This window comes from Porphyromonas uenonis 60-3 (genome assembly GCF_000174775.1).
GTDB lineage: Bacteria > Bacteroidota > Bacteroidia > Bacteroidales > Porphyromonadaceae > Porphyromonas > Porphyromonas uenonis_A.
This window is the reverse complement of record NZ_ACLR01000123.1, coordinates 84,281-106,115: the sequence shown is the minus strand read 5'-3', so window position 1 is coordinate 106,115 and position 21,835 is coordinate 84,281. Positions and strand designations below refer to the sequence as shown.

Below are 21,835 nucleotides of genomic sequence, written 5' to 3'. Positions count from 1 at the left end.
TCTTTAGATGAAAAATACTCCTGCAAAGGTAGCAATTCTCCACGAGATGAGCCTTCTAATGATTGACGGAGAGTGACTCCCTCAGGCGAGACACGATCTCATTGAGCGGGCACTCTTGCTGTGTGCCGAGGGTCATGTCCTTGATAGAGACCTTGCCCTCGTTAAGCTCTTGGCTACCTGCGATGATGACGTGGCGACAGCCTCGGCTATTGGCATAGGAGAGCTGTTTCTTCATTTTGTCCGCTGAAGGATAGACCTCCGTGGCGAGTCCTGCACGGCGTAGCTGATGCGCTATGGGCAGTAGCTTCTGGAGCTCCTCCTCGCCAAAGTTCACGATCATAATCCGCTCTTCGGGCTCCATGGCTGTGTCAAACATACCCAGCGACAGCATGATGTCGTAGATGCGCTCGGCGCCAAAGGAGATACCAACGCCTGAGACGCCCTCCAGTCCGAAGATGCCAGTCAAGTTGTCGTAGCGACCGCCTCCTGAGATAGAGCCCATCGGAGCATCGAGCGACTTAACCTCTAGGATAGCGCCTGTGTAGTAGTCTAGTCCACGAGCCAGCGAAGGAGAGAAGGTTAGCTCGGTCATCAGGTCGCTCGTGTCGACATGGTCGAGGACGTACTCGAGCTCCTCCAGACCCTTGAGTCCTATCTCGGAGTCTGCGAGTAGTTGCTTGAGCACAGCCACCTTGTCGAGATTGCTTCCCTCCAGCGTCAGTACCTTGCGAACGGGCTCTAGCGATTCTGGGGCAAAGCCACTCTCGACGAGATCTGCCAAGACCGCCTCTACGGATGTCTTGTCCAGTTTGTCCATGCAGATGGTCAACTGAGCCAAGCGGTCTGGCGCTTTGATCACCTCAGCGATGCCCGCTAGTATCTTGCGGTTGTTGAGCAGGAGTATCGTGCGGAGTTTGAGCCGACGGAAGACCTCGTCGATCATATAGACAAAGTCCACCTCAGGCATCAGCGAGTCGGTACCGATGACGTCAGCATCGCATTGGTAAAACTCACGATAGCGCCCCTTCTGCGGTCTGTCGGCACGCCATACGGGTTGCATCTGGTAGCGCTTGAAGGGGAAGGTGAGTTCGTTGCGGTGCATCACCACATAACGGGCGAAAGGTACGGTCAGATCGTAGCGCAGGCCTCGCTCACAGAGACGAGCTGCCAGCGCTGCTGGTGACTCCTCCGTAAAGGTCTCCGCATCAATCCCCGCCTTATAGTCTCCCGAGTTCAGGATCTTAAAGAGTAGCCGATCTCCCTCTACACCATACTTACCCGTGAGCGTGGTAAGCTGCTCTATGGCGGGCGTCTCAATCTGCTCAAAACCATAGAGTGCGAAGACGGAGCGTATCGTCTCAAATATGTAGTTGCGTCGGCGCATCTCCTCAGCACCAAAGTCTCGTGTTCCCTTAGGTATCGAAGGTTTATTCATAGCGTTTAGCCGTTTCGATTCGTTTGTATAGCGTCTGTGTCACAGGGTAGTCATTGCGTTCATCGGCTGGATAGTGAGCCTCTTCGAGCTTGGACCACTCCGACAGGTTAATCTCTGGAAAATGCGTGTCGGCATCAGGTACGACCGTGTCAACCATTGTCAAGTTAAGGTGCGTAGCGTAGGGAAGGCCACTCTTGTAGAGGACTCCGCCACCCATGATGTAGACTCGATCGTAGCCCGCCTGCTGGCAATGCTGCAAGGCCTGCTCTAGAGTGGAGGCGACATAGTGCGTCTCGGCGTCGCCCTCGGGCAGAGTGCGAGAGACTACGATGTTGTAGCGATTGGGCAGTGGGCGAGCGCCTATGGAGTCCCACGTGTGTCGTCCCATGATGACCGCATGCCCCGTGGTCGTCGCCTTTAATCGGCGCAAATCATCTTTCAGACGCCACGGCATCGTGCCGTCACGTCCAATGGCTCTGTCTCGGGCTGTCGCCACTATAATCCATATTTCCATCTTCAGACGAACTGATTTGGGGACTAAGGTACGAAAAAATGTCGTATATCATTTATAGACCTACTTGACAAGCTGGGACAATCGTAGCCTTTTCCCAATATCCACAGAGAAGTCTCCTCACTGGGCCGTTGTATTATCCTAAAGAGATAATGCAAACTCGGTCGTAAGTGTTTATACATTAGGGCGTTGGTCGGCTTTGCAGTGATATTTGCAAAAGTTGGGGTGGCGACTATTTGCAGGTGTTGGAGAAAAGTAGTACCTTTGCACTCACATTTGGAACGCTTCCTTAGCTCAGTTGGTTAGAGCATCTGACTGTTAATCAGGGGGTCCTTGGTTCAAGCCCAAGAGGGAGCGCAACTCTGTCTCATCGCTGAGGCTGTTAAGTCTCGTATTGCTTCCTTAGCTCAGTTGGTTAGAGCATCTGACTGTTAATCAGGGGGTCCTTGGTTCAAGCCCAAGAGGGAGCGCGACGTTGCTACACTGAGTTGTTTTGTTTTGGGGCTCGAAAGGGCGTGGTTGTCTTTTGAGCCTTATATTTGTGGTTAACAGAAGAAATCTCCTTCCGAATATCCGCCATGCGGATTTCGAAAGGAGATTCTTTTGTTTCGTAAGCTATGGGCTCTCTACGAGACGACGAGGACAGCGAGTGCGATGATGATACCGATCGCGATGAGTAGGAGGAGAAGCATGGTGAGGCGCTTCTCTAGAGACCACTGATCTGGGAGGGGTAGCTTGGAGACCCACTGTGTGAGGCGTGTCGTAGGCTCGTCGCTCTCGTCGGGAAGGATGAGCTCGCCACTCTCTATCAGCTCTTGTATCTGTGGACGGGCACTCTCGGGCACCTCAACGATGAAGCCCCCGATGTCTATGAAAGAGCTGAGCAACCGGGCGCTGTAGCTGTTGCGTATAGTGGCTGGTATGCCATGGTCAGAGAGTAGGTCCAGTAGCTCGAGCGCCTCCTCTTCGACCTGATAGGAGGCTAGCTGTACCATTCGGTCTTCATTCATGATGCTTGGTTACTTTAGAGAGTGTATCGTATAGCTCAGGCTGAGGAAGCCAGTGGCGCAGGTCGCGACCCTCGTGGAGCGCCTGACGAATCGCTGTTGAGGAGACCTCTATCTGAGGCGCATCGCTCATCAGTCGTATCTCGGCTGTGGGGTATTGAGCGGCTAGCTGTGAGAGGTCGTACCCGCTCCGAGGATAGACCACGAGTGGCAGACGATCCAGGAGCTCTCCGTGCCGATGCCACTGCGAGAGCGAGGCTAGGCTGTCAGCCCCGATGATGAGGCTGAAGGCGCAATGCGGATAGTGCTCCTCCAAAGCCGTGAGCGTGTCCACCGTATAGTGTGGCTCAGGGAGTATAGCCTCGACCGTGCATAGTTCGTAGCGGGGATCGGACTGAATCGCCTGCTCGATCATGCGACAGCGCCACTCGTAAGAAAAGATGGTCTCTTGCTCCTTGAGCGGATTTTGCGGAGTAGGTATGAACCATATGTGCTCTACCCCTGACAGCTCGGGATAAGCCAAAAGGTAGTCACAGAGAGCGAGATGCCCGATGTGTAGCGGGTCAAAGCTCCCGCCAAAGAGTCCTACAGCCCCGCTAACGTCTGATGTCGCAGGGCGTAGGTTAGTCAGCCCAGGAGGCTTCTCCTTAGAGTCTCTACCTTCAGTTGTCATAGCTTGATCCATAAAAAGGCTGGACGTCCACTCTTACTACTCCACCCATAGGGTGTGTATGTGGGAGCGGTCTAGCTGTTGTCTGATCTGTAGCTGATGGACGACACGCTTGATCGCTCCAATCCTCGTGCTACCACGATAGATGCAGTAGAGGCTTTGCTCTAAGCTATTCAGGAGATAGGCTGTCGGATCCTTCGTTAGTGCTGGAGGCACAATGATCGTGAGCTGGTGCTGCGTCTGTAGCTGCTTGAGTTGCTGCTCGAAGGCGCTGGAGCCTATCAGGCCAGGCGTGATCGTCGTGTGGTAGACCCCATTAGACCCTTTGCTAGCCTTCTTTTGGTTTGCTAAGTCTAGGTACCAGACAGCACAAGAGATGCCTCTCTGCTGTAAAGCTTGCTGCAGCTCCGAGGCTAGCTGGCGGTGGTACTTCGTCCCGCTGGGAGTGACGAGCTGTATGGCGCGTGGCTCACCCTGTGGTGAGACGAGAGCGCACAGCTCCTCGAGGTGGGGGTAGAGGGTTTTGCCCTTATGCCTTCGTTGCAGATCTAGTGTGAGTCGACTGCGTAGGAGGCGGGGCAGCTCGCAGACATAGTAGATGGCGCCTAGTATAGCCCAGTAAATGTACAGTAGGAGGAGCGGTATAAGGAATCCCAAGAGGCCCATACCAACGATAACGAATAGGTCAGGCTCTATCTCTCTCAGCTCACGAGGCTTGTCGACTAGCCTAAAGGGCGAAAGCCCTGTAGGAGGTACCGTGCCGACAAACTGCCCTAGCGAGTCCACGTGCCCCTCATCGGTGAGTTGCTCGACCCAGCCTAGACTGTCGGTGACGACGTACATCGCATTGAGGAGACTGAGGCAGCGACGCTCAGAGCGACCGGAGAGTAGCTCGACACGCATCACGGAGGAGAGCGGGAGGTCGGCCTTTTTCATCGTTACCTGCATCTCTGTTTCGTAGATGTCTCGTGCCTCAACGAGAGAGGTGTAGGTGATGGGGATCTCGGTATACTGCTGATCGATGTGATAGGGGAAGTGCTGTGCGGGATCATCCAGAGTCACCGTGATAGGACCCACGGGCGTCTCCTGAGTTGTGCCGACAGGGATGACTACATCGTATGGCTCATAGAGTGGCTGACCCTGAACGACACCTGAGAATGCACTCATCGTGACCTCCTTCGGATGGACAGGATCATCTAGCCGAGCAATACAGTACAGCTTGTCCGTCGGTAAGAGGTTGCCAAAGCGTACTATGATCGGAGTCTGATTATAGTAGTCCCGCATGCCAAAAGGCGTCTTGACCCAGTAGTCCACCTGAAAGTCTATTCGCTTGCCCGCCTCTAGGACCGCTGTCGTCGTATTGAGCAGAGAGGCAATGTACTCTGGCGCCCACGGAGAGGTCTTGGGTATCGGGTCCCCGAGCTGCATCGTTGGCTCCGTCGGTTCGTGAGGCTCGCGTGAGGAGAGCTGCATGTAGTAGGTTTGCCGTCCTAGAGGACGATACTTCACGATGCTACAACCCAGCCAGACAAAGATGGCGATGAATATCACAAACCAGTACCACTGTCTCAGGATCAAGCGAAGGATCTGTGAGAAAGTGGGACGTGAGCCCTCGTCGGGATAGTTGGGCTGATCGTTGACAGCGCTATTGGGCAGCGATGATTGGGTCATAATATAGTTGCTAGATGATGCAAAGATAAGAAAGTCCGTCCGATATCGCTAAGTAAGCGAGCTGGCATCAGTGCGATCGTGGAAAGGATGGACTAGCTATGGTGGTAAAAGTTAAGGAGTCGCCAGCCGATACGAAGAGTAGGAAGGATATATCTGGCGAAAGTCGCTTACGCATCGCCTCTGAGCCCTCGTACCCCGAAGCCATGAAGGCTGTCGCCAGAGCATCAGCCTCAGCGCACGTCGGAGCTATCACCGAGGCGCTCAGGATGTCTGTCTCGGCTGGGTAACCGCTCAGCGCAGAGATCGTGTGCCCGTAGACTCGTCCGTCGGCTGCGACCTTGTAGTTGCGATAGTTGCCCGAGGTGGCCAGTCCTCCTCGCACGCCTGGTAGGTCTATGATCTCCTGTAGCTCTTGGCTTATACCCAGTGAGTCCAGGTCTGGCCTTGAGATGCCGACACGCCATGGAGCGCCTCGCGGATTGCGTCCCGAGTAAGCTATCTCGCCGCCTATCTCCACCAGGTAGTTGGTCACGCCCGCTTTGCGCAGCTTCTCGCCTACGAGGTCAGAGGCGTAGCCCTTGGCTACGGAGGCAAAGTCTAGTTCCATTGCGGGGTTTGCCTTGGTTAGCTCTGTAGGAGTGCAGGAGACCTTGTCCATGCCGACCAACTCCATCAAACTATCCACCTGTTGCTGCGTGAGTGGGTAGCTCTTTTCGAAGCCAAAGCCCCACGCATTGACCAGAGGGGCAATGGTCACGTCGTAGGTGCCACCCGACTGCTCGTAGACCCTCCGCGCTACGCTGTAGATAGCGTAGAAAGTGCTGTCCACCGCCATCGACAAGTTATTGTTGACCGCATAGATCATAGAGGTCGAGTCAAAGGGGTTTGCCACACGGTTGACCTCCTGTAGCGCCTCATTGATCTGATCGGACAAGTCCTGATCAGCCTGGTAGGTGACCCGATAAAGCGTGCCGAAGATGAGCCCCTCGGCACTTCTGTAGGGTGCCTCCTGGTGGCAACTGCTCAGGAGTATGAGCGAGAGCAGTAATAGGGTGACGGTACGACGCATAGCGGTGCGACTAGCTTAGATGAATGTGACCAGCTCCTCCATCGTCTTGCGACGTGGGTTGCCCTCTTTGCCGGCAAAGGCTGGGTCTGGATGACCTACAGCTAAGATGAGGATCGGCTCCTCATGCTCTGGGATCTGTAGTAGCTCACGACATATCTCCTGATCGAAGGCAGCTACCGTCGTAGCGCCTAGTCCCATATCCTCAGCCTTGAGGAGCATGTGCGTCAGTGCTATCGAGGTATCTACGTAGGTGAGGTCACAGTGCGGGCGCTGCCACGCCTTGTCGTGGTCACCGATGATGACGATGTAGCTCGGAGCATGGTAAAACCACGGTTGCTGACTGATGGCGTGGAGCTTCGTACGCTCCTCCTCGGAGAGCACCACAACGAAGCGGAGGGGCTGGAAGTTCTTTGCCGAGGGAGCTAGTCGCCCAGCCTCCAGTATCGGCATGAGCTCTTCACGAGTCATCGGCTTGGTCGCGTCAAAGTGGCGTACCGTACGCCTTGTAGAGATGATTTGGTCGAAGGTCTTAGTCATAGTTCTGTCTCTATATTATAGATGTCACGATTGGGGTCGCGGCGTGTGATCATCTCTCCGATGAAGCCGGCGCAGAAGAGTTGCACCCCGATGATCATCGCTGCCAGGGAGATGTAGAAGTAGACGCGATCCGTCACGAGCGGAGCGGGTGTACCGCTGATGAGTGCGGAGAGCTTGAACGAGAGGACCACGATGAGCGCTATGAATCCAATGAGAAACATGAGCGAACCCCAGAACCCGAAGAAGTGCATCGGCTTGCGTCCGAAGCGATGGGTAAACCAAAGCGTAAGCAGGTCGAGGTAGCCGTTGAAGAATCGGTCTAGCCCAAACTTCGAGTGCCCATACTTGCGAGGCGCGTGATGTACCACCTGCTCGCCAATCTTGGCGAAGCCCGCATTCTTCGCTAGATAAGGAATGTAGCGGTGCATATCGTTGTAGAGCTCGATGCTATGAACCACCTCTGCACGGTACGCCTTGAGTCCGCAGTTGAAGTCGTGTAGATTCTTAATCCCCGAGACCCGTCTAGCGGTCGCATTAAAGAGCTTCGTGGGGATCGTCTTGGAGAGCGGATCGTAGCGTTTTTTCTTCCATCCGCTTACGAGATCGTACCCCTCATGGACGATCATATTGTACATCCCGCCGATCTCCTCGGGAGCGTCCTGCAGGTCAGCATCCATCGTGATGACCACTCGTCCGCAAGCCTTAGCAAAGCCACACTGCAGCGCAGGCGACTTGCCGTAGTTACGACGAAACTTGATCGCATGCACCGCTGCGTCCCGAGCAGCTAGCTGCTTGATCACTTGCCACGAGTCGTCGCTACTGCCATCGTCGACGAAGATGATCTCGTAGCTCAGTCCCACCTCAGCGGTGTGAGCTACGATGCGCTCGTAGAGCTCGGGGAGGCTCTCAGCCTCGTTGAGCAAGGGGATGACCACCGAGATGTCGGGGCGCTCTGGGGCGGTCGTTTCGAGAGAGTTGTGATCAGTCATGAGGTCTACTTGTAGTACTGTCCCACAAAGATACTAATCTCTGCTGATTTCCATCTCTCCTGAGGAAATCGAAAAGCTCCACGGAGCAAATGAAAATTCCCCACGGAACCGGGAAATAAAAGTTCGGAAGAATGAAATGAAAGTTCGGAAGAAAGAAATCAAAGTTCGGAAGAATTTTTTTGTTCCTCCATGGATATTCCACGATATCCACGGAGGAATCTTTCGATTTCCTCCATCTCTCGGTTTTTTCATGGAAATGTAAACAAACTCATCCGCTATGATGCGTCAGCCCTGATTGAGGAAGCAGACGCTTCGGCTATGGGAGAGTCACTTTGTCGAGGATGCCCGTGAGGTAGGCTATCGCCAGCCCGTAGTTGGTCATCGGCACCTGCTGAGCCGTGGCGAGGTCTTGTCGGGAGATGAGCATGCGACGGTTGAACATGCAGCCACCGCAGTGGATGACGAGGTCGTAAGGCGTGAGATCCTCGGGGAAGTCTCGCCCAGACACATGCTCGATGGTGAGCGTTTCGCCGATGCGCTTGCGGAGGAGGCGGGGGAGCTTGACGGTGCCAATGTCCTCGCCCTCGGGAGCGTGGGTGCAAGCCTCCGCAATAAGTATACGACTGGCAGGCGTGAGCCGACCAATGGCTCCGGCCCCGGCAACAAGTCGCTGGAGGTCACCACGCTGGGCGCTCATGAGGATGGAGAAAGAGGTGAGTCGACAATCCTCGGGGACCAGCGGCTCGACGGTGGCGAAGACTTGCGAGTCTGTGATGATGAGCTGAGGCGGGGTGGCTAGCTGGGACAGTGCTGCGGGGAGTTGCTCGGGGGTGACGCATAGGGCGTGGCACCCTCTGTCTAGCAATGCTCTGATAGTCTGCACCTGTGGCAAGATGAGTCGACCTGCGGGAGCTGAGCTGTCTTGTGGCATGACGAGGAGCACGAGGTCGCCCGCTTGGCAGAGGTTGCCGAGGAGCGAGGGGGCTGGCTCCGACTCATTGCTTAGCGTTCGCTTGATTGCCTCAAGTAGGGTGTCCAAACTCTTTTCATCGTCCTGACGTAGTGTGAGGGGAGTGTGACCGAAGCATCGCATGATCTCCTCTTGTCGCTCTAGCCACGAGCTTTGCTCAGGCAGGTCGGCACGAGCAATGATCGGGAGTGTCGGCACGCTGGCCTTTCGCAAAGCGGTTATGATCGGAGTGTCGAGGGACTCTTCGCAACTGAGTAGGTAGAGGATCAGATCGGCAGAGCTTAGAGCGTGCTGTGTGACCCGCTGTCGCTCGGCTCCGAGGGGTGTTTCGTCGGCTAGTCCTGGGGTGTCGACCAGTAGGACGGGCCCTACGCTGGGCAGCTCAAAGAGCTTCTCCACGCTGTCCGTTGTGGTGCCAGCTTGGTCAGACACGAGCGACCGCTCTTGGCGTAGCAGGCGGTTGTAGAGCGTAGACTTGCCACTGTTGACCTGCCCTACGAGAACGATTCGTTTGCGCTCGGATGCGTCCTTTCTAGAAGCCATACCCTTTTCGTTGATTAAAAGCGGAAGTCACGTTCCCCAGCTTTGATCTGCTGGAGACGCTGCTGAGCGATAGCACGAACCCGCTCATTGGGAACCGTGGGGAGCTGCTGCGAGATCATCTCTAGTCCCAGCTCTCGGGTGGTGGGTGAAGCGTAATCCTCAAGGTACTCCTGCAGTGTTAGAAGCGCATTGGGACCGCAACAGTTGGAGATCTGACCACTCTTGCAGAGCGACATGAAGCGGTCTCCGGTACGTCCCTCACGATAGCATGCGGTGCAGAAGCTCGGTATGTGTCCTTGCTGGAGGAGCCAGTAGACTACCTCGTCAAGGGTGCGTGGGTCGCTCACCTCAAACTGCTCCGAGTGGGCAGCTTCTGTCGTCTGTGCGTATCCTCCCACAGAGGTGCGGGAGCCACCGCTGATCTGCGACACACCTACGTGGAGAGCTCGCTGTCGTACCGCCTCACGCTCGCGGGTTGAGACGATGATCCCTGTGTAGGGAACCGCCAGTCGAGCCACCGCAATGATATGGAGGAAGGTGTCGTCGGGAATTGCCTCGGGGAAGGATTCGAGCGAGATGTCATCGGCTGGGCAAATGCGTGGCACGCTGATCGTGTGAGGACCTACGCCAAAGGTTGCCTCCAAATGCTCTGCGTGCATCATCAGTCCGACGAAGTCGTAGCGGTAAGTGCTCAAACCGAAGAGTACGCCTAGGCCGACATCGTCAATGCCTCCTTGCATAGCTCGATCCATGGACTCGGTATGGTAGGCGTAGTCACTCTTAGGACCTCTCGGGTGTAGCTCCTCGTAGTGCTCCTTGTGGTAAGTCTCCTGGAAGAGTATGTAAGTGCCGATGCCCGCCTCGTGAAGCATACGATACTCCTCGACGGTGGTTGCGGCGATGTTGACATTGACACGGCGGATAGCTCCGTTCTTATGATGTATGGAGTAGATCGTCTGGATCGACTCAAGGATATATTCGATCGGGTTGTTGCGTGGATCTTCGCCAGCCTCGAGGGCGAGACGCTTGTGTCCCATGTCTTGCAGGGCGATTACCTCTTGTCGTATCTGCTCCTGCGTCAGCTTGTGACGGGGAATGGTGCGGTTCTTAGCGTGGTAAGGGCAATAGACACAACCATTGATACAGTAGTTGGAGAGGTAAAGTGGCGCAAAGAGGACAATGCGCTTGCCGTAGAAGCGTAGCTTGATCTGCTCGGCCAGCTGTGACACTCGTTGCCGTGTCGCAGGGTCCTCAGCAAGGAGGAGTACGGCCGCCTCGCGGTGGTCTAGCCCACGCATCTCCGTAGCCTTGCGTAGGATGTCGGAGATAACTTTCTCATCATCTTTGTGTTGCTCCGCATAGCGGAGGGTGTCGATGATTTCATCATGATTGATGAAGTCACAGGCATCGTGTGATTGCTTATTGTAACTCATACATTCATTCTCTTAGCTGGCTGGAGCGTCTCCACGCCCCCAGTCTATTTGGTAGCCTATGGTGTCTAGCTGTGCCTGCAGGAGAGCGACTCCCTCGGCAGCCTCAGACCCTGAGTAGACTTTGTTGTTATACAGAGCGTAGTCGGCTCTGTGGTTTAATGGGGATAGGTTGGGCATCACCACATTGCACCCAGATCGTATGGCGGCTAGGCGACCCTCGGGGTGAAGCGTCGCGACGGCGGTCGTGGCGGGGATCAGCGCCCGTGGATTGAGGAGCCGGCAGAGTGCGAGGAAGCGCAGTGTCATCGACAGACTCCCCGCTGGGTAGGTGCCCAGGGGCGTGTCCTCATGTGGTATGAATGGCCCTACGCCTATCATCGCGGGCTGCAAGCGATGGATGAAGTCTAGGTCTTGCGCTAAGTGGGCGGTCGTCTGTCCTGGCGAACCAATCATCACGCCTGTCCCCACTTGGTAGCCGATCTGCTTGAGGTCTCGTAGCGCTTGTAGCCGATGCTCCTGAGCCATCGTGCTGGGGTGCAGGCTCTCGTAATGCTCCTTGTCGTAAGTCTCGTGGCGGAGCAGGTAGCGGTTGGCACCAGCGTGAAAGAGCGCCTCGTACTCCGCATACTCCATCTCTCCGAGCGAAAGCGTGATAGCGCACTCTGGATAGCTAGTCCGTATGTTGCGTACCAACGAGACCAAGCGCTCGCCTCGCCAATAGGGATCTTCGCCACCCTGTAGCACGAAGGTGCGAAAGCCGATCTCGTATCCTCGCTCGCAGGCCGACATCACTTCGTCGGCTGTGAGCCGATAGCGGGTGACGCGCTCATTGCCTGAGCGGATGCCACAGTAGTAGCAGTCGTTGCGACAAACGTTTGATATCTCAATGAGACCGCGCAGATAGATCCTCCGACCGAACTGTAGCTCCGCAAGTGTCTTGGCACGCACCTGAAGCTCATGCTCGAGGTGCGTGTCGTTACTGTCTAATAGAGCCTTCAGCTCAGGGATGGAGGCTGTCGCTACGTGGTCTAGCGTATCACTCTTGCTCTTTGTAGTTAGCATAGGTGAGGTCGATCTTCTCCACCTCTTTGAGTAGCTGACGGCGACCTGCGAGTACATCGTTGAAGGCGCTGGGTCCTGTCACGCATCCACCGAGACAAGCCATCACCTCGACGAACTGTGTGTCAGCCTTGCCACGCTTGCCGTAAGCCTTGAGTTTGGCGACCGCTTTCTTGTCCATACCTGCTATCTCCTCAGCGGTGAGGCGCTCTACGAAGTCCTTGTACTCCTCCGTATTGCTCAGATAGGAGATGACAGCATCCTTGACACCGCCATTGCGAGCGAAGGCGTGCGCCTCACGGACGGACTCAACGGCAGGCTTGTACCCCTCGACTGTATTGATGTCTATGTCCAGTCCCTCTAGGATAGAGCCTAGCTCCTCAAAGGTGACCACCATATCAACATCTACGTTGGGACGCTTGATCTCCTTGCGCTTAGCCACGCAAGGACCGAAGAAGACGATCTTGCTGTCGGGGTAAAGCTTGCGCGCACGCTCTGCCGTGTAGACCATCGGCGAGTGTGAGCTAGAGACAAAAGGCTTGAGCCCGGGTGCATGCTTGTCCACCAACTCGTAGAAGGAAGGACAGCACGAAGTGGTCATAAAGGCTTGACCAGCCTCTATCTTCTCCACCAGCTCCTTACCCTCGTGGCTCACAGTGTCCATAGCGCCCTGAGCCACCTCGATGACATCGTGGAAGCCGATCTTCTTGATTGCTCCGTAGACCTGCTCACGCGTTGCCTTAAACTGACCAAGGATCGCTGGAGCCACGATAGCCACCACCTGCTCGCCACGCTCTATAGCGCCTAGCACGTCAAAGACCTGCGAGATCTCAAAGATAGCGCCAAAGGGACAAGCATTCAGACAAGAGCCACAGTAGATACACTTAGACTCGTCAATATGCTCAATGCCATCCTCGTCCTTGCTGATGGCACCCACAGGACAAGACTCCTCGCAAGGCACAGGTATGTAGACGATAGCATGATAGGGGCAGTTCTTGTGGCACTGACCGCAACTGATACATACATCGTGATCGATCTGAGCCTGACCATTCTTTTGGAATGAGATACAGCTCTTCGGACAGTTGCTCGAGCAAGCACGACTCACGCAACCACGGCAGAGGTTAGACACCTCATAGTTGATCTGTACACAAGAGGTGCACGCCTCATCGATGACGCAGAGTACATTCTCCTTAGTCGGTTGTGGACGATGTAGCGCTGTATTAGCGTACTCTGATAGTGGTGTGAGCTCATCCTCCTCGTCCCGCATGTCAAAGCCTAGGAGAGGAAACATCTTGTACTTCCATACGGCGCGCTCCTTATGGGGGCAACAACGTCCCAGCACATTGCGATTCTTACGTGGGCTTAGCTCTAGGGGAATGCGATCTATTGTTTTGACCAACTGGTCTTTGCGCCATCTCTCTACCATCGTCGAGAGGAGCTTGTGGCGCACGATCATTACATTGTTTATATAGGTCATAGGGTCACGTTATGTTTCAGCTTTTGACCCGCACTGCACAGGTCGGATCTCTAAATGCTCCACAAAGATACGACTAATATCTCAATCAATCACCATATATTGCTAGTCTCGCATGACAAAATACCTCATTATTGCGAGCCTTGACTGGCAAAGCGAGTAGGAGCCTGTCAAACAGAAGAGTGCCTACGCAAGAACGGTGACGTAAGTAGACAAAAAAAAGAGCCTCACTCTAATGAGTGAAACTCTCCCAACTTGAAGTAATAATATATCGTAAGGAAATCGTGGGCCCAATAGGATTCGAACCTATGACCCTCTGTTTGTAAGACAGATGCTCTAAACCAGCTGAGCTATGGGCCCTTTCAGATATCTTAGCTCTCCGAGATACTCCAGCGACAGTGTAAGTCTGATCGGTAGTTGTCCTACAAGGATTCGAACCTTGACAAACAGGACCAGAATCTGTTGTGCTACCATTACACCATAGGACAATCTGTATCAACCTCCTGTCGATTAGCTCGTCACCATCGTGTGTGACACCCAATCATAGAGTCTCTCTAGAGAGAAGTAAATGCGTCGTATCACGATATTGTAGTAAAGAGCTGAACTATCGTCCACCCCCTGCGGGAGTCGTTGTCCCACAAGGATTCGAACCTTGACTGACAGAACCAAAACCTGTAGTGCTAGCCATTACACCATGGGACAAATCCTTTACTACCGACAGACGCCTCTGTCATCGTTTGTGAGTGCAAAGGTAGAAAGAAAAAACCAAACCACCAAACATTTCGCCAAAAACTTTTTCCTCAAAGCTGACAAGTAGTCTGCAGTAGGGGGACTATGGGCGAGTACATCGGGCGGGTCTCCGCCTCCGTCGAGACAAGACGTGTAGCGACATGTAGCGATGCCCGGATAGCCTCTAGCGGGCTGCTTGTCGCTAATCTCTAATTCTTACCTACCTCGAAGAAATCCTCGATTACCTCGGGAGGAATCTCTGATTATCCAGCGAGGAACGAAAAAATTCTTCGGAACTTTGATTTCTTTCTTCCGAAGTTTCATTTCATTCTTCCGAACTTTTATTTCCCGGTTCCGTGGAGAATGTTTGTTTGCTCCCTGGATATTCACTATTTCCTCGGGAGAAATTGAATTTAGGGGAGATCTAGGAGTCTCTATAATGTGAGTCTATAGCGCTATGTAGCAAGTCTTAATAACAACGATTGCTGCCCGATAAAAGACTTTTATCAGGCAGCAATCGTTATCTAAGCTCTCTTGAAAGAAAAGCTCCTGTACCTATCCACTCTCTACCCCTAGGTAGAGAATGGATGGTGATACTATCTAAAGCTTAGCGGATGATGACGGGGCGTAGTATGGTCTCGCCATCAAGAGCTGTGATGCGGGCTAGGTAACGCCCTGCGGGTAGCTGTGCTACACTGATCGTCGTCTCAGCACTGGTCGTCTGAACCGTAGCTGCGAGCGTGCCATCGCTGGCAAAGAGCTCAATGGTACTACCCACTGCCGTGCGGATGGTGATATGATCGCTAGCAGGGTTGGGGTAGAGGGACGTCTGGAGACTGAGTGTAGGCGTCTCAACATCTGTCGTACCATCCATCGTGACGCGGAGCTGGTCTACAGCGATACCACTCTCGCCATTGACGACAGGGATCAGTGAGAGGTAGACAGTCTTGCCTTTGTAGGCAGAGAGGTCCGCCTGGATGAGCTTCCAGTCCTCTGTCGAGGTTTGAGGAGCTAGTAGCTCTTCGGGAGTTCCTCCAGGCTCAGCGACCATGACTTTCAGCTGGTCTGGCTTGGCGTCATCAACATAGTGCTGTATGTAGCAGGAGAAAGTGGGCTTCGCAGCGTTGGCGTCAATGACCATAGGGGCAGAGCGTAGCTCATTCTTAGCAGCTATCTCGTATCCCTGTATACGTCCCTTATCGTCCATCTGGATAGGGAAGAAGCCACCCCACGAGATGAGAGCGTCTTTACTATTTTCGGCACCAGCATTGTACCCCTCCTGGACATTGACCTTAAGGCGTCCGTAGAGTCCTCGTCCTAGGATGGAGTCAAAGCCATATCCATCTCCATCGTAGTCGATAGAGCGCCAGCCCTCGTCAATCTGCTCCTGATTGTCCATCGTAGCGACAAAGGGGAAGCTGGATATAGGTGCAGATACGGTCATAGAGACAGAGCCTCTTGCCTCACCATTCTTGTTAGCTACCGTTGCTGTGATCTCAAAGGTGCCAGCCTGCTTGGGCTCGATCTGAAACTCTGTGTTGCTAATCTTGGTGACGGTGACCCCTTCGGGTGCGCTACACTTGATGGAAGTGATGGGTGCAGCACTCGTATAGAGGACGTTGAGTGTAGGCTTCTCTCCGAGATATACCTTAGTCATACCGATGAGTTCGACATTCTCTGGCTTGTCGTCCTGCGTGAGGAAGAGCGTGAGCGTTTGCTTGAGCGCCTTGAAGTCAGGATCAAATGTGTATCGTGATTGGGCATCTCTACCGTATACCGCATCGTCACATCTCACCCACCGTCTGTCTGGTCCCATCAGTATGAAGGTGGGGAAGGAGGGGATGGCATGGCCGAGGGTCGTAACAGCTAGCTGTCGATCGGATATGATAGGATAGGGGACGGGCTTTCCGCCCTTGTCCTTTCTCCAGTCACCCTTAGTCGGCTGATCTCTAAACTTGCTGACGTCTCCATAGATAGCTTCTAGAGGCTCCCCCGAAGCTTCTACCCAGAGGACTTCGATCTGATTGGTTCCATCGGGGCCGAACATCTCATGGATCTTTTCCAAGACACCTAGCTTGTGGAGAGCCCAGCAAGGGTCACACCAAGTGGCGGAGAAGTCTACGAGGATCGCCTTGCCAGAGCTGAGGATCGCATCAATATCGTGCTCCTTGCCGTTGATGTCCTTGGCGACATACTTAGACGATTGGAGGCGGATAGTCTCGTCCTGAGCCTGCGCCCTAGGGGTGGCTAGCAAGGTTGTCACTAGGGTGCAGAGGAGGAGCAGTAGTTTTGTTGTTACCTTATTCATAAGTAGATGGTTGATTCTTTATAGTAGATGTGTGCGTATTAGTAGACAATGACCTTGCGCATGTAAGAGCCAAAGGAGGTCTCTACCATCGCGACGTAGATGCCTGGGAGGAGCGCTTCGTTGGGCATGAGCTCTCCAGACATATTATATACAGCAGCTATTGTAGCGCCCTCGCCAGAGACGTAGATACGTCCGTCCTGTGCATAGAGCTGTACCGTCATCTCCTGATCGGGTGTGGGTGCTATGCTACGATAGGCGGCTATCTTGGTCTCATTGCTGTTGAGGACCTGAGCATTTCTAGCTCCGCCCTTGAGACTCTTAGCGACAAAAGCAACGATGCGCATATTGGCAGCGCTCCACTCCTTAGGAATATTGAGCGAGGTACTGTAAGTATACTCGCCCTTGTCATCGAGGGTGAGCTTCTTCCCGCCACCTCCGAGAGAGATCTGACGGATTACGCCATGCTGATAGACCGGCTTGCGACCACCATCGTCAGCCGTGCCAGCACCAGCCTGTCTACGGGAGTATATGTCGTCCTCAATGAGGAAGAGGTTAAGGTAGAGATTGTCTGCGTCTAGAGACTCTTTATAGGCTCGTCCAGAGATGGTCAGATCAAGCTTGCGGGTCTTGGGGTCGCACTCTTCCTTGATGTCTACCGAGACGAAGGCGGGGCGTGCTATGGCCTCGTCGAGTAGCTTACGATTGAACTCGTCTTGACTGGGGTAGACGGGGAGCATCGTGTAGTCGTACCCATCGAATGAGTGCTTGAGCTCCGTGTGGGTGCGGTCTAAGAGCATAGCCGGAGCGCTCTCAGAGTAGGTGCCATCATTCTCTTGCTTCTCATAGAAGAAGAGAAGCGCCTCGCTCTCTGGTAGAGAGAAGGTGTCTCGCTCATAGCCTACGTGGTGTGTGACCCAGACGAAGTGATCAGCGTAAGTCTCCTCTGCGAGGACCTTGTCAAGATAGCGGTGTGCTCCAGGGCAGCTAGAACAGTTTTCTGTGGAGAATTGCTCTAGGAGCACCTTACGGGCAAAGCTCTTGTCTGCGACACCCTCTATCTTGATCTGAAAGCCTGGTAGATTGGTCTCACGTCCGTTGACCTTGGTGATACGAGCTGTCAGGGTCTCGCCATTAGCGACGGAGATACCCTTCGTCTTAAGCTGTAGCTCCTGGATATGCTTGATCGTCTCAGTGCGAGAGTCTGTGAGTACGACCTTTCCTCCGACGGAGTAAGTGATCTCCATTTGGTTGATATCGTTGGCCCCTTCGTTGCGTGCGACATAAGATACGCCTAGCTTGCCAGAGGCATCAAGAGCTTTGTCATAGCGCGTGACGGTTAGGCTCGCTCTATCGTTGATCTTGTCCGCAGGACCTGAAATCATGAGCTGGCAGAGTAGCGCCCCATTGTCTCTAGAGCGAGAGTCCAGGGCTCCACCCGAGACGTTAACGTAGAAAGCTTCACTGGATGCTCCCACCCCATTGTCGCAAGCGACGAAGTAAGGCTCTGTCTGGTCAGAGATGTTCTTCTCCAAGACCTGGTATCCATAGATGAGTTCGTTGAGACTACTGTTAATCTCTATGGGCTTGTCAAAGCGCACCTCATTCCATCCGAATACGAGGTCTGCCTTTTTGGAGACGATCTTCTTGCGCTCCGAGATGTTGTTGAGGAGTGAGACCTCTGCATCCTTGACGCCTTTGGATACGGCGATGCGTACGCCGACCACTTGGTAGCCCTCGTAGGGCTTGAGCATAGAGCGACTAGCGCGAGCCCATACGCCTATGGGTCTATCTCCAAATGTGCCGATGGGCCATCCGATCCCCTTGTCGGTTGGGTCGGTGTACTTACAGTGTCCTAAGGGGAGGTAAGGAGCTCCTGTACGTAGTGTCTGCTGAGCTAGTAGAGAGCTACCTATCCCGAGGAGGATCAGTAGTAGAGCTGATGTGAGTAGTAGTGTTCGCTTCATTTATTTGTTGCTTGTTAGTAGTGTTATGTGGATAGCATGTTGCCTAGAGTGTGCGTAGGGCACCATAAGGAGTCTTTATAATATAGAGTCCTTGTGGTAGAGGGTAGGAGGCTATCACCTCTGCTGGGGTGTCCTGTAGTAGTAGCTGACCCGTGGTGTCGTAGATGGCTATAGTGAGCCCAGCAGCGTGAGCTATGTGTAGGTAACCATCCTGCCAAGATGCCGTCGGCGTAGCCACTCCGTGAGGTGCCTCAATAGACAGAGGAATAGGCTTGCCCTCTAGGTCGTGGATCGTCTTGAAGAGGCTCCAGATGGGAGAGTCTTGATAGCTCTCAAGAGCCTCTGCGGGGATGCGAAGCTCGATCTGCTCATACTGCTCGGGGTAGAAGCTCTTTGGCGAAGCCTCTGGAGCCGTTTTGGCAAGCGAGGTGAGAGTCTTCAGTGCGGGGCAGTCTCTCAGGAGTTGTGCCCCTACCTTGGTGCAGGCTGCTGGGATCGTCAGCTCGGTGAACTGGATGCATCCCTTGAAGGCCTGTCCTCCGAGGCTTTCTATCGTACTAGGTAGCTGTATCTTGGGGAGACTCTTGCAGTCGTTGAACATATCTCCCCCGATCATCGTCATCCCCTCGCCTAGGGAGATCTCCTCGAGAGCGACACAACCGAGGAATGCGTAGTTTTCAATCATCTTGACAGAGCCTGGGACGGTAGCCTTCTTGAGAGCCTTGCAAAAGGCAAAAGCGTACCCTCCTAAGAAGGTAACCCCCTCGGGGATTTCGATCTCTGTGAGTGCTGTGTTGTGAAAGGCTTTCATCCCAATTGCTTTGAGCCCCTTAGGGAGCTTGACGCTCTGGAGCTTGAGCATATTCTCGAGGGCGTAGTCTGCGAGAGTATCTGCGGGAAAGTAAGTACCAGAGCCTACGACACGCTCACCCCGCAGGATCTTAGTCTCTGTAAGGTCAAGGCTCTGAAGCTCCGTGAGCTTCTTCCGGATGAAGACGATGTCACGCTGGTAGATGTCCCCCTTGAGGGTGAGATGCTGGAGAGTAGCATATTCGCTCTCAGGTATTTGCTGTGAGAGCGTACCAGCTTCTGTGAGTGTTATCTCGCGCGTGGCACCACCCTCTTGGGCTAGAGCCGAGACTGCACATAGGAGTGATAAGAGAAAGACAAATAAGTAGTTTTGCTTCATAGGATTCTTATATTTGTGTACAACGCCACTAAGTTAGTGAAAATAATGATTCAAGCCAAAACTTAAGCCGAGTAAGACTATAACGTACGGTTGCCAATCCTGTTACAGCGAGACAGGTGGCGACATGTAGGGACGTACGATTGCTGTCTTCATCGTCTCTAAGCTTACATTGTCAATGCATTGGCATTGATGTTCATCTCAATGTCCTGCAACGGACACCCTCCCCCCCCTCTCGACCCTCCCGTGTGTCCTAGATGTCGCTACGCATGAGATCTGAGGGATTCTTCTTTTTTCGGTCAGTTTTTCCGACAAATCCGACTTCTTCCCAAGGAATTTCAAAATATTCACGGGGAAAACGGCAAATTCCTCCGAACTTTGAAATCTTTCTTCGGAAGAATGAAATGAAAGTTCGGAAGAAAGATTTCAAAGTTCCGAAGAATTTTTCCGTTCTTCGCTGGATAGTCCAAAATCTCCACCGAGGAATCCTTCGATTTCCTTGATAGTGCCATAGATGAACTCATCCTGAATGATGCATCAGCTCTGAAGGGCTTGCTTATTAAAGGGATAATTTATTACCTTTGTTGCAGAATGTGAAGAAGATAGAGTACGACCTTCGTATCGTCTTCGACTGTTAGAGACATAATCCTCCTGCCAAGCTGGGAGCCATAAAGTTGTAAAGCTATGAGACACGATTCTATTGGTAGAGTAATCCTTTTGACGCTGGGCGTGATGCTTACGGCGCTTTTGCCCTGTCGTGGGCAGGACGATGCGGAGCTACCCTCCGATGCTACGGTGCGGCCTTCACAGACTATACCCATCATGTATATCACTACGGCCGATGGCAAGCCGATCATCACGAAGAAAGAGTATAAGCGAGCTACGTTTTACATCGCAGATCCCGCAGGGAAGGTGAGTCTAGGCACTGCCGCAGAGCCTCTAGGAATGAACATTCGTGGCAGAGGGCACTCCTCGTGGAAGGGGGACAAGAAGCCCTACAAGCTCAAGCTGGACGAGAAACTCTCACTCATGGGTATGCCAAAGAATAAGCACTGGGCGCTACTGAAGTTTTGGCCTCCGACGATGGCTGGTATGAAGCTTGGCCAGCTGATGGGGATGGCTTGGACACCCTCCACAAAGCCGATTGAGGTGGTGCTCAATGGTGACTATGTCGGTCTGTACTTGCTGACGGAGACGATACGGATCGGGAAGAATCGGGTCAACATCTACGAGCAGCCGGACAATAACGAGGATGCAGCTACGATCCCTGGTGGCTGGCTGGTAGAGGTGGACAACTATAAGGAGCAGAACCAGATTAGCTTTAGAGAGAATGACCGCTGGATCATCAACATCACTTACCACTCACCAAAAGTACTCTCTACGGCACAGAAGAATTGGCTGACTGCAGAGTTTAAGGGGCTCAACGATGATATCTATGCTCCGAACAAAGCAACCAGTCGCTGGAAGGATCGTATCGATGTCGATGCGATGGCTCGCTTTTTCATCATTCAGGAGGTTATGGACAATCCAGATGGCTTCCACGGGAGCTTTTACCTGCACAAAGATCAGGGCGAGGGAAGCAAGTGGGTGGCAGGACCTATCTGGGATCTCACCTGCATGAATCGGGAGAAGACGGACTACACCTTTAGGATGAAAACATCTTATGTCTTTGCGCCTCACTGGATCGGGGAGCTACTTAAGGACGAAGACTTTAGCTCAGTCGTCTGCAAGGTGTGGAGAGAGGAGCACCCCGTGCTCTCCGACGAGTGGATGCGTTACTTGGAGAGTTGCTTTGCCCCTTATGAGGAGGCTTATGAGCGGGACAAGCAGCGCTGGACTAAGGGTGACTTCAAGCCTCTGCACAGTGCTGCAGAGGAACTCACGACTGCCCTTCGGCGGAATGTAGACTGGTTTGATAAACACTTGCCAGCTACTCCTAATGCCATTGCGCTCGTAGTGCCGACCGCTGGTCGTCACATCGTCTACACCATGTCGGGCGAGGTCGTGCGCATTGCTGATGACTACAGTGAAGCCGTGCGTGATCTCCCGCAAGGTGTCTATATCGTGGACAATAGCAAGGTAATCGTCCCGTAAGAGCCAAGCATCGTCCGTTGTGTCAAAGCGAGACGAGTAGCCCGAGGTAGGGACGCTCGGATAGTGTCTAGCGGGAGCGCATCCGTTGTGTCAAAGGTGACAGAGACAATGCTTTGATAGCAATGTTCGTATTGCTGTACTACAACGGACGCTCGACCGAGCGTCCCTACAACCGTTACTCGTATT

General features: G+C 53.6%; 17 protein-coding genes and 5 tRNA genes. 3 read left to right on the top strand and 19 right to left on the bottom strand.

All coding sequences use genetic code 11. The annotated features are described in order from the left end of the window. Positions 1–55: 55 nt before the first annotated feature. Together hisS and PORUE0001_RS04515 are read right to left on the bottom strand one after the other, a co-directional pair. Positions 56–1,435: a histidine--tRNA ligase gene (hisS, locus tag PORUE0001_RS04520; RefSeq protein ID WP_007365272.1), complete on the bottom strand. Its 1,380-nt coding sequence runs from the start codon at positions 1,433–1,435 to the stop codon at positions 56–58. Beyond that, on the bottom strand, positions 1,428–1,949 hold the full coding sequence (locus tag PORUE0001_RS04515; RefSeq protein ID WP_007365205.1) for a dihydrofolate reductase: 522 nt from the start codon (positions 1,947–1,949) through the stop codon (positions 1,428–1,430). The genes hisS and PORUE0001_RS04515 overlap by 8 nt, the downstream gene beginning before the upstream one ends. Positions 1,950–2,229: 280 nt before the next feature. On the opposite strand from PORUE0001_RS04515, the gene PORUE0001_RS04510 reads away from it, so the two are divergent. Then, positions 2,230–2,303 (top strand) — tRNA-Asn (locus PORUE0001_RS04510). A 39-nt stretch (positions 2,304–2,342) separates the two neighbouring features. Next, positions 2,343–2,416, top strand: a tRNA-Asn gene (locus PORUE0001_RS04505). A 156-nt stretch (positions 2,417–2,572) separates the two neighbouring features. Here the strand turns inward: PORUE0001_RS04505 and PORUE0001_RS04500 are convergent. From PORUE0001_RS04500 to PORUE0001_RS04425, 17 genes are all read right to left on the bottom strand, one after another. Next, complete coding sequence (locus PORUE0001_RS04500; protein WP_100067372.1) at positions 2,573–2,956, bottom strand: hypothetical protein; 384 nt, start codon at positions 2,954–2,956, stop codon at positions 2,573–2,575. After that, a complete protein-coding gene (nadD, locus tag PORUE0001_RS04495) occupies positions 2,949–3,626 on the bottom strand; it encodes a nicotinate (nicotinamide) nucleotide adenylyltransferase (RefSeq protein ID WP_039865614.1) in 678 nt (225 codons plus the stop codon). Before nadD ends, PORUE0001_RS04500 begins: the two co-directional genes overlap by 8 nt. 36 nt (positions 3,627–3,662) lie before the next feature. Further along, complete coding sequence (locus tag PORUE0001_RS04490; RefSeq protein ID WP_007365310.1) at positions 3,663–5,294, bottom strand: hypothetical protein; 1,632 nt, start codon at positions 5,292–5,294, stop codon at positions 3,663–3,665. Positions 5,295–5,361: 67 nt separating this feature from the next. Next, on the bottom strand, positions 5,362–6,363 hold the full coding sequence (locus PORUE0001_RS04485; RefSeq protein ID WP_007365262.1) for an FAD:protein FMN transferase: 1,002 nt from the start codon (positions 6,361–6,363) through the stop codon (positions 5,362–5,364). A 15-nt stretch (positions 6,364–6,378) separates the two neighbouring features. After that, positions 6,379–6,900, bottom strand: coding sequence for a nitroreductase family protein (locus tag PORUE0001_RS04480; RefSeq protein WP_007365261.1), 522 nt, complete (start codon positions 6,898–6,900; stop codon positions 6,379–6,381). Then, the gene (locus PORUE0001_RS04475; protein WP_007365211.1) at positions 6,897–7,889 is read right to left on the bottom strand and encodes a glycosyltransferase; all 993 of its coding nucleotides are present in this window, start codon (positions 7,887–7,889) and stop codon (positions 6,897–6,899) included. The genes PORUE0001_RS04480 and PORUE0001_RS04475 overlap by 4 nt, the downstream gene beginning before the upstream one ends. A 316-nt stretch (positions 7,890–8,205) precedes the next feature. Further along, on the bottom strand, positions 8,206–9,402 hold the full coding sequence (hydF, locus tag PORUE0001_RS04470; RefSeq protein ID WP_007365257.1) for a [FeFe] hydrogenase H-cluster maturation GTPase HydF: 1,197 nt from the start codon (positions 9,400–9,402) through the stop codon (positions 8,206–8,208). Positions 9,403–9,416: 14 nt separating this feature from the next. Beyond that, a complete protein-coding gene (gene hydG / locus PORUE0001_RS04465) occupies positions 9,417–10,835 on the bottom strand; it encodes a [FeFe] hydrogenase H-cluster radical SAM maturase HydG (protein ID WP_007365215.1) in 1,419 nt (472 codons plus the stop codon). 12 nt (positions 10,836–10,847) lie between these two features. Then, a complete protein-coding gene (gene hydE, locus PORUE0001_RS04460) occupies positions 10,848–11,897 on the bottom strand; it encodes a [FeFe] hydrogenase H-cluster radical SAM maturase HydE (RefSeq protein ID WP_007365311.1) in 1,050 nt (349 codons plus the stop codon). Continuing rightward, on the bottom strand, positions 11,872–13,371 hold the full coding sequence (locus PORUE0001_RS04455; protein WP_039865597.1) for a monomeric [FeFe] hydrogenase: 1,500 nt from the start codon (positions 13,369–13,371) through the stop codon (positions 11,872–11,874). The genes hydE and PORUE0001_RS04455 overlap by 26 nt, the downstream gene beginning before the upstream one ends. Before the next feature lie 282 nt (positions 13,372–13,653). Then, positions 13,654–13,728 (bottom strand) — tRNA-Val (locus PORUE0001_RS04450). A 57-nt stretch (positions 13,729–13,785) separates the two neighbouring features. Further along, positions 13,786–13,856, bottom strand: a tRNA-Gln gene (locus PORUE0001_RS04445). Between the two features lie 22 nt (positions 13,857–13,878). Continuing rightward, complete coding sequence (locus PORUE0001_RS11055) at positions 13,879–14,007, bottom strand: hypothetical protein (protein WP_007365269.1); 129 nt, start codon at positions 14,005–14,007, stop codon at positions 13,879–13,881. Beyond that, positions 13,999–14,070: transfer RNA gene (locus tag PORUE0001_RS04440), tRNA-Gln, on the bottom strand. The genes PORUE0001_RS11055 and PORUE0001_RS04440 overlap by 9 nt, the downstream gene beginning before the upstream one ends. A gap of 634 nt (positions 14,071–14,704) precedes the next feature. Beyond that, a complete protein-coding gene (locus PORUE0001_RS04435; protein ID WP_007365312.1) occupies positions 14,705–16,405 on the bottom strand; it encodes a T9SS type A sorting domain-containing protein in 1,701 nt (566 codons plus the stop codon). Positions 16,406–16,443: 38 nt separating this feature from the next. Continuing rightward, a complete protein-coding gene (locus PORUE0001_RS04430) occupies positions 16,444–18,369 on the bottom strand; it encodes an Omp28-related outer membrane protein (RefSeq protein WP_007365301.1) in 1,926 nt (641 codons plus the stop codon). Between the two features lie 43 nt (positions 18,370–18,412). Then, a complete protein-coding gene (locus PORUE0001_RS04425) occupies positions 18,413–19,558 on the bottom strand; it encodes a leucine-rich repeat domain-containing protein (RefSeq protein WP_007365252.1) in 1,146 nt (381 codons plus the stop codon). A gap of 681 nt (positions 19,559–20,239) precedes the next feature. On the opposite strand from PORUE0001_RS04425, the gene PORUE0001_RS04420 reads away from it, so the two are divergent. Beyond that, entirely contained in the window at positions 20,240–21,649 is a 1,410-nt protein-coding gene (locus PORUE0001_RS04420) for a CotH kinase family protein (protein WP_039865596.1), read from the top strand. Positions 21,650–21,835: the final 186 nt, after the last annotated feature.